Origin of the sequence: Polyangium spumosum, from assembly GCF_009649845.1 — a bacterium.
GTDB classification, from domain to species: domain Bacteria; phylum Myxococcota_A; class Polyangia; order Polyangiales; family Polyangiaceae; genus Polyangium; species Polyangium spumosum.
On sequence record NZ_WJIE01000033.1, the window covers coordinates 24,070 to 33,399 of the forward strand.

Annotated in this window: 8 protein-coding genes; 1 reads left to right on the plus strand and 7 read right to left on the minus strand. The window is 67.4% G+C overall.

What is annotated here, in order from left to right; translation table 11 throughout:
- Window positions 1–14: 14 nt before the first annotated feature.
- The 7 genes from GF068_RS42205 to GF068_RS42235 are packed head-to-tail and all read right to left on the minus strand — an operon-like array spanning window position 15 to window position 8,587.
- Window positions 15–1,229 carry a hypothetical protein gene (locus GF068_RS42205; protein WP_153825243.1) on the minus strand — a complete coding sequence of 405 codons (1,215 nt, stop codon included), beginning with the start codon at window positions 1,227–1,229 and terminating at the stop codon, window positions 15–17.
- 18 nt (window positions 1,230–1,247) lie between these two features.
- The gene (locus tag GF068_RS42210; protein ID WP_153825244.1) at window positions 1,248–1,850 is read right to left on the minus strand and encodes a hypothetical protein; all 603 of its coding nucleotides are present in this window, start codon (window positions 1,848–1,850) and stop codon (window positions 1,248–1,250) included.
- A 4-nt stretch (window positions 1,851–1,854) separates the two neighbouring features.
- Entirely contained in the window at window positions 1,855–2,679 is an 825-nt protein-coding gene (locus GF068_RS42215) for a hypothetical protein (protein WP_153825245.1), read from the minus strand.
- A 17-nt stretch (window positions 2,680–2,696) separates the two neighbouring features.
- Window positions 2,697–5,543: a hypothetical protein gene (locus GF068_RS42220; protein ID WP_153825246.1), complete on the minus strand. Its 2,847-nt coding sequence runs from the start codon at window positions 5,541–5,543 to the stop codon at window positions 2,697–2,699.
- Entirely contained in the window at window positions 5,540–6,334 is a 795-nt protein-coding gene (locus GF068_RS42225) for a P-loop NTPase family protein (protein ID WP_153825247.1), read from the minus strand. The genes GF068_RS42220 and GF068_RS42225 overlap by 4 nt, the downstream gene beginning before the upstream one ends.
- A 4-nt stretch (window positions 6,335–6,338) precedes the next feature.
- Window positions 6,339–6,797, minus strand: a complete 459-nt coding sequence (locus GF068_RS42230) for a transglutaminase-like domain-containing protein (protein WP_153825248.1) — start codon at window positions 6,795–6,797, stop codon at window positions 6,339–6,341.
- Window positions 6,794–8,587: a hypothetical protein gene (locus GF068_RS42235; protein ID WP_170320015.1), complete on the minus strand. Its 1,794-nt coding sequence runs from the start codon at window positions 8,585–8,587 to the stop codon at window positions 6,794–6,796. The genes GF068_RS42230 and GF068_RS42235 overlap by 4 nt, the downstream gene beginning before the upstream one ends.
- 43 nt (window positions 8,588–8,630) lie before the next feature.
- Here GF068_RS42235 and GF068_RS42240 point away from each other — a divergent pair, with 43 nt between their 5' ends.
- Window positions 8,631–9,245: a transposase gene (locus tag GF068_RS42240; RefSeq protein WP_170320016.1), complete on the plus strand. Its 615-nt coding sequence runs from the start codon at window positions 8,631–8,633 to the stop codon at window positions 9,243–9,245.
- Window positions 9,246–9,330: the final 85 nt, after the last annotated feature.

Below are 9,330 nucleotides of genomic sequence, written 5' to 3' on the forward strand. Positions count from 1 at the left end.
CCGCTAGAGGGACATCACGCCGAAATGGCCTGGGCCCGCTTCGCATGCTCGAAGCTCACGCCATTGAGCGAGAGCTGGACGTAAAGACCGATCTCCACCGGCTTCATCGGCGATCCCATGCCGAGGTCGATGGGTTTGATCGGAAATGCGATGTCCTCGTGGACCATGATCACCGCGGAGAACGCGCCCTCCTCGCTCCGCTCGGGGTTGTCCGTGAAGATGTACCCATCGGGCACGGGCAACACGGGCGCGCCGCCGGACGTGCGCGAGAGGCTCTTCACCTTGGTGTCCGGCACGTTGCGGAGGTGGTCGACGAGCACCTGCCGCGTCGTGCCATTGCCGCCGGTGCGGCGCTTGTCCCAGTTGAAGAACAGGACACCCGAGCGCCGAAGCGCACGGTACAGGAGGTTCTCGCCGGAGTAGTCGTGGAAGATCTCCTTCGGCAGGAACGCGCCCGCGTCGTCCCACAACCAGGCCCGGCCCGCGAGCACGGATTCGGCCGCGCCGACGTTCGGGATCTGGGCGATGTCGGCCGCGTCGTACCGGACGCGGAGGCCTGCCTCCTGCATCGTGATCGAACGAATGAGGAAGTCCTGCTCGTTGTACGTGGTTTTCGACGGACGCTGCAGGTTGGTGAGGTTCGTCGTCACCTGCCCGGAAACGGTGCCGAGGAACGTGATGTCGTCGCCGACCGCGCGATCGAAGAACCGATACTGGCCCGCCGGGATCCTGCACCACGCGCCCTTGGCCGTGCCCTCGCAGATGCAACGGATCTCGGTCACGGCATAGTAATGGCCCTCCTGCCGCACGATGAACGGCTCCTTCTTGTTCTTCCACTTGTCGAAGAGCTGCTTCGTCCCGGCCTGGGGCGGGACCATGTTCGGCGGGAATTGCATCCTCGGCGCACTCGGCGCGCGCTTCTTCACCTTGGCTTGCACCTTCTTCGCGCCGACGCGCTGCCCGCGCTGACGCGCGCGCATCTGCAGAGCACGCGCCTCCTCGAGCGTGATCTGGTGCCTTCCCCGCCGCTGCAACGCGCGGATGTCGCCGGTGTCACCCTCCTCCGCCTCGAGCTCGGCGCCCGCGACCTCGTCGTCGTCGTCGCCGGGCCCCGCGGTGTCGTCGAAATCCGGATCATCATCCGGCGCCGCGGTTTCGTTCTCCGCGTCCATGCGGTCGAAGACATCGAGGATGTTCTGTACCTTCCCGGGGTCGATATGGTTCGTCATCGGTGTTCTCCTTTCCGATCACGCCGCGCGCCGGAACGCGGGCGAATGCATGAAGCGTTGAGCGAACTGGTTCACCGGCGCGAGCTGCTCGCGCGAGATGCGCACGATCTGGCCGTCGGGCGCCTGCACCCAGAGCCCGCCGTCGGGCGTGGGGAGCATGTTTATGGGGGCCGCGTGCCCGAGCGGCGAGCCGGTCTCCTTCTTGCCGGGCAATGCCTGCTGCTTGGGGGCCGGCAGCGGCGGAACCTGCTGCTGCGCGGGTTGCGCCTGCGCTTGCTTCGACTGCCCGGCGTACGCGAGCGCGAAAAGCGCGCCACCCACGGCGAGCACCGCAGCGGCATAGGGGTGGCCCCGCTTCTTCAGCATGTATCCGACCACCAGCGCCGCAATGGGCACCAGCCACCAGTGATCCTTCGCCTCCTTGCTCTGCTTCAAATCGTCGAGGTTCGCGATCAAGGCGACCACGGCGCCCACGCCTGCCAGATAGAGGACGCTCTTGCCGGTGTCGCGCGCCATGTGCCGGCGTCGCTCCATTCGCTGGATTTTCTCCAGCTTGTAGCGCGGGACCGCGACCAGGCTGCGGTCCACGCGCACGGTACTGTCTCTTTGTTTGGATGCCATTGTGTCAGTTCCTCCGTTGCGGGTTGTTGAGGACGTACAGGAAGACCATCAAAAGCATGCCCAGCGGCAGCAGCGAAGCCGTCGCAGAGCGAGCGAATTCCGTCGCCCCCTCGAACGGTGTCGGAAGGGGCTTGCGTTGCAGGGTCGTGAGCTTGCGCTGCGTATCCTCGAGCGAGACGAGGAGCTGGCGCTCCGCCTCGTCGAAGGGAAGCTCGTGCCCTGCGATGCGCTCGCGCTCGACGTGCATGGATAGCACCTCGATCGCGCGCGCCTGGATGGACAGCATGCGTTTCGTGACCTCGTCGTCGAAGTTCACGGCATGCACGGCCTCGCCCACGACGTTGCTCAGGTAGGCAGCGGCGAGGGCGGAGGCCGTCACGAGGAGGACGACGAGCAGCGGCGCAGCGCCCGTCTCGAATTCGCCGCTGCCCTTCTCGGCCTCCTCGGTCATGATGTCCGAACGTGCATGGACGTTGCGAGGCGCGAGGAGCACGAGGGTACGTGCAATTGCGGAGCCCGCAGCGTTGCGGTCCGGCGTACTGTAAAGATGCGGCCCGAGCTCGCCCAGCGCCCGCGGCTCCGCAGAAAGCGGCGCCACCTGGAGAGAAAGCAGGACGAACGCACGGAAGACCCGCGCGAGCGCCTTCTGGTCGAGCTCGAGCCAAGCCTCTCGCTTCGCAACCTCCAGCGAAGCGAGCGACATTTCCGCGATTTGCCCCTCCCGGTGATACCACCGGAAGAACATGGGGACCGGCGCCGGGTCCTGTTCCTGCTCCTGCTTTTGCTGCCACCATTTCCACCACCAAGAGGGGAGGAAGAAGAACGGCATGACGAACCCCTTTCCGATTACGTGAATGCCAGGCCGGCTCCCAGAAGCGCGAGCATCGGCATCATTGACGTATCGTTGCCTCCGGTCTGCGAACCGTCGTCCGGGGTGTAGGTCACCACGGGCGGCTGCTCTTCAGGGTCTTCGGGTGACGACGGGAACCAGGGAGCCGGCACCGGAACGGGCGCCGGATACGGCACGGGCGCGGGCGCCGGATACGGCCCGGGCTGATGCGGGGCCGCCTTGATGTACTGCGAGCGGCTGCGAAGGGCCTGCGCAGCCATGGGATACCCCATGGCGTCGTATACGTTCGCCGCCCAGTCGAGGGAATCCACGCGCGTCTCGTTCTGGAGAATGCTCCGCACGATCTGCCGCAGATCCTCGGGCATGTGTGAATCGAGAATCGCCGCGAGCGCGACCGCCCTAGCGCGGCATGCTTGGCCAGCCAAGGGATAACCCATGGCGTCGTACATGTTCGCGCCCATGATGAGGGCATCGACGCGCGTCTCGTTCTGCAGGATGTAGCGGAGGATCTGCCGCTGATCCTCGGGCATGTGCGCGTCGAATGGCGGGAAGGCCGAACTCGGCGCCGTCTGCCCCGTCGGCACGGGAGTGGGCGCCGGAGATGAGGTCTTCGAGATGTTCGGGATGTTGGGCATCGCCATCCACGGCGGCAGATTCGGAAATGGAAACGGCAGCGGCGCCGGAGCCTGCTGCGGAGCCGGTTGCTGTTGCGTCTGCTGCGGAGCCGGTTGCTGTTGCTGCTGTTGCTGCGGGGCCGGCTGCTGCGGCTGATAGCCCCACGGCCAGCCCCACGGCCAGCCGTAAGGCCACTGCGGCTGCTGCGGGGCCGGTTGCGGCGCTGGTTGCTGCTGCTGAGGTGCCGGCTGTTGTTGCTGCTGTGGAACCGGCTGTTGCTGCGGAGCCGTTTGCCCGGGAATCGGAAATGGTGGCCACGGGACATTGGACGGCCATCCCGGCGGGGGCGACTGCGGGAACGGATACTGCGGCGCCGTCTGGTTCGGCTGCGGCTGCTGGGGTGCCGGCTGCTGTTGCTGCGGAACCGGCTGCGGCTGCTGCGGAACGGGCTGTTGCTGCGGAGCCGGCTGCTGCTGCGGCGCCGTTTGGCCCGGAATCGGGAACGGAGGCCACGGGAGATTGGCCGGCCATCCCGGCGGAGGGGATTGCGGAAGCGGGTACTGCTGCGTGGTCTGGCCCGGTTGAGGCGGCGAGGGCACCTGCATCCCGGGGATCTGAGGGTAGCTGCTCGCGACCTGCTCGGCTTCCTTGATGGCGGACATGGTGTCGTTATCGAGTACGCCATCCATACGCAGCGGTCGCAGCGGCCGCTCCCGATTCCACCAGAGCTGGAACGATTGAACTGCCTGCACGGTACGCGGCGTCATCGTCGAGGTGAAATCGTAGGTGTTTCCGAAGTCGCTCGGATTGATGGCCGCCGGATTCCGCCGTCCCCAGCGCGCCAGCATGAGCTGGACCTGGAGGATGGCCCCGGGATCCATCGTCGAGTTCTGCCCGGGCCCGGGAAGCCCCGGACTCGGCGCCGGAGCAGGAGGTTGCGGCGTCGTCGACGACGGCAATTGGGGCGTGCTCTGCGATGCAGGCGCCGCGCCGCTGACGGGAACCGCCAGCGGATTTTCCGGCCAGTCGTCGGGAACGCCGAGCTCCTCGCCCGCGTGCAGCGATACGAAGTTGCCGTTCTTGACGGGCTTCTGCGGGTTCGCCGCGCGCAGCTCGGAGAACCACTTCGGCCGCGCGCTCGCGCCGAGCTTCTTCGCGATCGAGAACGGCGAATCGCCCTGCTGGACGGCGTACTTGCGCGCTGTCGCCAGCGCGCCCGTCTCGCGATCGTACACGAGCCATCCCGGCGGGATGTTCCACACCGGAGACGACTCCTGTTTGCCCGGGTTTGCCGCAAGCAATTCGGCGACGCGCTCGACCTGCCCGGTGAGCTTCTTGGTGATCCCGTGCGGGGTTTCTCCGGGCAATGCGTGATACGTGCCCGTCGAGGGATCGACGCCGGAGACGTCGCGCGCGACGCTCACCGTGCCGGATGCGAGGCGCAGGAGCCGCGGATCCAGGCTCTTGACGGCCGGGACATCGCGGACGAGCACCTCCATGTATTCGCGCGGAAGCGGCGTGACGGACGTGTGCCGCAGAGGCCGCGGTCTCGGATCGGGTGCCGCGGTCTCGTTGTACTCCTCGTCCTGCCCGTAGAAAGCGGGCTGCGCGGAAGCCTGCTGCGCCATCCACGCCGCCTCGCGCTGACCGTGCATCATGTCCATCGGAAAGGCGATCCGGGGGGCCGACGGGGGACGCGACGCCGGTGGCGGTTGCGGTGCCGGCTGCGAGGGCGGGAGTCCCTGGGTCGGCAGCGTGCCCGCGGTGCGCCGACGGCGATACTCGGCGGGTCGGTACACACGGAGCGACGCCTCCTCCGCGTACGCCGGGTGTCCGGTTCGCCTGGTCATCTCCTGGCCATTTGCGAGGATACGCTTCTCGTTCTGCGACAAACGGCGCTTCGCGCCCCGCGAGGGCGGCGCAGGACGGGTCGTCTGGGTCCTGACCAGGCGCTCCACGCCGCCGCCGAGCGCTTTCCCGAGCCCTGCGCCCACGGCCGTGCCCGCGGGCCCCACGAGGGTCCCGAGCCCCGCGCCAGCGAGCATTCCGAGGCTCTCGCCAAGGCTGCCACCTGCCGCGGGCGCTGCATTGCCGCCCCCACCGCCGCCGAAGAGCGATGCGAGCGTATCCATGAAGTCGCCAGTGTCTTCGGCTGGCGCTTCTCCTCCATCATCCGGGTTGCCGGTTTCCCAGCCCCCGGAATCGTATGATAACGTGATGGCTTTCATCCCGTGCCTCCTTTTCGTTGTTGCGGTTTGTCTTCGTCGCGAGATGCGACCTCCTCGGTAGTCATGACGGGTCGAGGCACGACGCGGGGACAGAGGGCCCACCTGCATTTCGTAACCTCGACGCTCTTCGGCCGGATGATCGCCGTGGCATCGACGTCGTACTCGTTTCCGATGCGGCCCGCGAACTGGCCGGCCTTGTTGAAGTGGGACACTACGAGCGCGGTTTGCGGCATCGTGGCGAGCTGCTCGAGTAGCAGGGTCTGCTCGGCGATGCTCGTGGCCCAGCGCTGGAGCGAGTCGATGACCATCACGGCCGCGTCGGGCGGAACCGCCAGCAGTGCGTCGCGCCAGCCGATTTTCGAGCCGAGCTTCTCCTGGCGCCGGCTCACGATCTTGATCCGACGCGCAGAGGACCCCGTCCTTTGAAACAGCTCCTGGACCAAGTATTTGTTCTGCTCCCCGTCGAGCCAGAACCCCTCGCCGTCGAGCCTTTCGGCGATCTGGGAAGCGAGCTCCGCGCAGAGCGTGGACTTGCCCGCACCGGGCGTCCCACCAACGAGCACCTTGAGCCCGAGCACGACACCGCCGAGGGCCTGAGAAAGCACGGAGCGGAAGTGCACGGGACGGAGCGGGGCGAAGCCGTCATCGAGCGACTCGATCGTGATGCCCGGCGGCGGCTCGTGCGGCTCGAGCTCCCACACGGACGCGCCACACGAGCAGAACCCGCCACAGATCTGCGGGCGCCGACGATGGCAAATGACACAACGAAGGGGCGTGACATGCTTCTTCATGCGTTCACCAGTAGTTCGTGATGGCCGTCGCCGAGGGCGGGATGCGGTCGATCGACGAATTGAGGATCGTCGGGTCGACACGCCGCCACCGCCCGTTCACGTAGACCTCCGCGAGGATGTGCGGGAAATCCTGCGCAGGTCGCACGCAATACTCGCGCGCCGGGATACCGCTCGCGCGGCAGAGCGCAACAAATACGCGGGCCTTCGCATCACAATCGCCGTATCCTCGGAGGAGCGTCACCGCGGAATCCTCGAGCACTTCCCGACGCGGATCGCGCACATAGTCGATCGCGTACTGGCAGAACTTGAGGATCGCCGCGGGCCGCTCGGCGAGCGGAAGGCGCCGGAAGACCGCGGCCCAGCGCTGCACCTCGGGGAGGCGCAGATCCGCGACGCTGCCCGCGGCCATGTATCGCGCCTTTTCGAGGTTCGAGGGAAAGTGGACGATGCCGACGCGGATCATGAGTTACCTCCCGCCGCGCGCTTGAAGAATTGCGCGGCCTTCGCCTGCGCTTCCTCCCCGGAGATCTCGCCCTTGTGCGCGGCCTTGTGGAGCGCCCTGATCTCGGGGATGTTCATGATGGCCTGCATCTCAGGCCCTTGCATTGCCGACGCGATGGTCTCCATGAAGTCGGAAGGCACTGCGCCCGAGTGGTCGTTCGTGATCGCGGCCAGCGCATCCAGGGGAAACTCCGGCTCCGGGTCGTCGGCGGCTTCGTTCGTATCCGACGAACCCTCGTGCGCAGGCTCGGCGATCCGACCCCAGGGATGGGTGCCGCGCGGAATGAGAGCAGCGGGCGCGACGGGCGACGCCGGGACGGGCACGTTCACGAACTGCTCGGGAGCGGGGGCCGCCATTGGGGGCGGCGGATACGTGTCGTTCATCGGCTTCGCCATCGGCGCGCTTGGCTGTGGCGGATGCGCGATGGGCGCCACGGGGAGGACGGGCGCCGCGGGCGACGCGCTGGGCGGCGCAACGGGCGCCGCGGGCGGCGCGATGGGCTGCTGGTACGCGTTCGGAGGTGGCTGGTACACGGGCGCCGCTGGCGGCGTGACGGGCGCCGCGGGCGGCGTGACGGGTGCCGCGGGCGGCGGGGGCGGCTGGTACATGGGCGGCGTGACGGGCGCCGCGGGCGGCGGGGGCGGCTGGAACACGGGCGCCGCGGGCGGCGCGGTGGGCGGCGGCTGGACGTGGGGATAGGCGTAATGCTGGTACGGATACGGCTGGGGACTGGGATACGGGTACGGTGGCGGAACCGGCGTTGGATGCGGGTACTGCATGGCCGCGGGCTCCACGACCGGGCAGTATCCGAGCCCGGACACGTATACGTACTTCGTCCCCGAAGGGTCGATGTAGACGGGAATGGGCGCGTAGGGAGGCGGCTCGGGAGCCTGCGGGGCCGGTGCAGGCTGTTGCGGAGCCGGCGCAGGCTGCTGCGCAGCCTGCGATGCCGCGCGCTTGTTGTTGAAGAGGTTCATCGCGGCGACCAGGCCGTTGACGATCACCTCGACAGGCAGATCATCACTCTTCGATTCGCCCTTTCCGCCGCCCCGCGCCTTGATCTCCTCCTTGAGTAGCTCGAACGCCTCCTTCAAGGACCCAGATTCCTCGCGCGGAGTCTGCGCGCTCTTGCCGAACTCGAACCAGTCGCGGGCCAGCTCGAGCTGGTTCGTCGCCGCAGGTCGCTCGAGGGCGATCTTGAGCAGCACCTCGTTCGTCCTTGCGTTTGCCGCTTCGCTCGCCTCGCGGGCTTTGGCTTCACGCTCGACCAGGAGCTGCATCATGGTGAGCATTTCCGAGTTCTGCTGAGGCGGAGGCGCGTAGTAATGAGGCGGCGGATATCCGGGGTACGGGCCTCCCGGTCCCCAGGGCGGCGCTCCGGGATGCTGCCCCCACGGCGCCCCAGGATGCTGCCCCCACGGGCCGGGACCGTAAGGCGTGTTCGGATCCGGCTGCGGGGGCGGCCGCTTCGCTTCCTCGATGAACGGTTTCCGCGCCGGCCCTGCAAAGAAGAACTTGTCCGAGTACGCCTGAAACCGGTGCGTTCTCGCGCAGAACGCGGTGAGCTGATAGGTGCACTCACCGCCGAACATGTCCGTGACCTGCTCCCAGCTCCGGAGATCCGACCCTCGGAATGCCTTGGGGCAGACCTCCTTCGTGCCATTGGGCAGCCAGCGGGTAATCTGGATGATGTCGAAGCGGCGAGGATCCGGACCGGTCTCGGTCTCCGGACGAGGGCAGCCCGAGAACACTGGCCCCTCATCTCGGACCGACGTTATCCGGCTCGAAGGCCGCTTGCAGCTCACCCCGAAGTTCTCCGTTGCAGCGTGGGCGGAGGCGGAGAACGCGAAGGGGCATTTCTGCGCGTGCGGGTGCGGCCAGCGGGTTCGCGTCCTGCCGATGCACCGCAACAACGGGATCCCCAAGTACATCCCGGAGCACAGCCCGAGCCGTTTCGGGGCAGAGATCCAGGCGCTGCACGATCAGGGCCTCATGACGGCGGCCGATCTGGCGAAGGAATTGCGTCTACAACGGAAGGCTGTTCATCCCCTGGCGGATGAAATCATCGGCGACACGCCGCGTGTTGGCTCCCGCCAGATCCGCATCTTCACGCCCAAGCAGGTCGCCAAGCTTCGTGCAGAGCTTGCGAAAAGGGCCCATCCGCGACACGACCTCACGGATGCGCAATGGAAGAAGGTGGCGCCCATCGTATCGCGCTCGCCCAAGCAGAGATCGGGGCGGATCCCGGACGAGCGCGGCATCGTCAACGCCATCCGATGGATCCTACGAACGGGGACCTCGTGGAAAGCGATGCCGGATAGGTATCCGTGTCGTTCGGCGTGCCAGGCGCACTTCTACGCGTGGAAGCTGGATGGCACGTGGGCGAAGGTTTGTCAGGTACTAGCCTGACCCCTCCGACCGGCGTGGGTGGCCGCCTTCGGGCGGCCACCCCGGCTGGGCCCCCCGCCCACACGTTTGGTTGTACGCAGGGGTT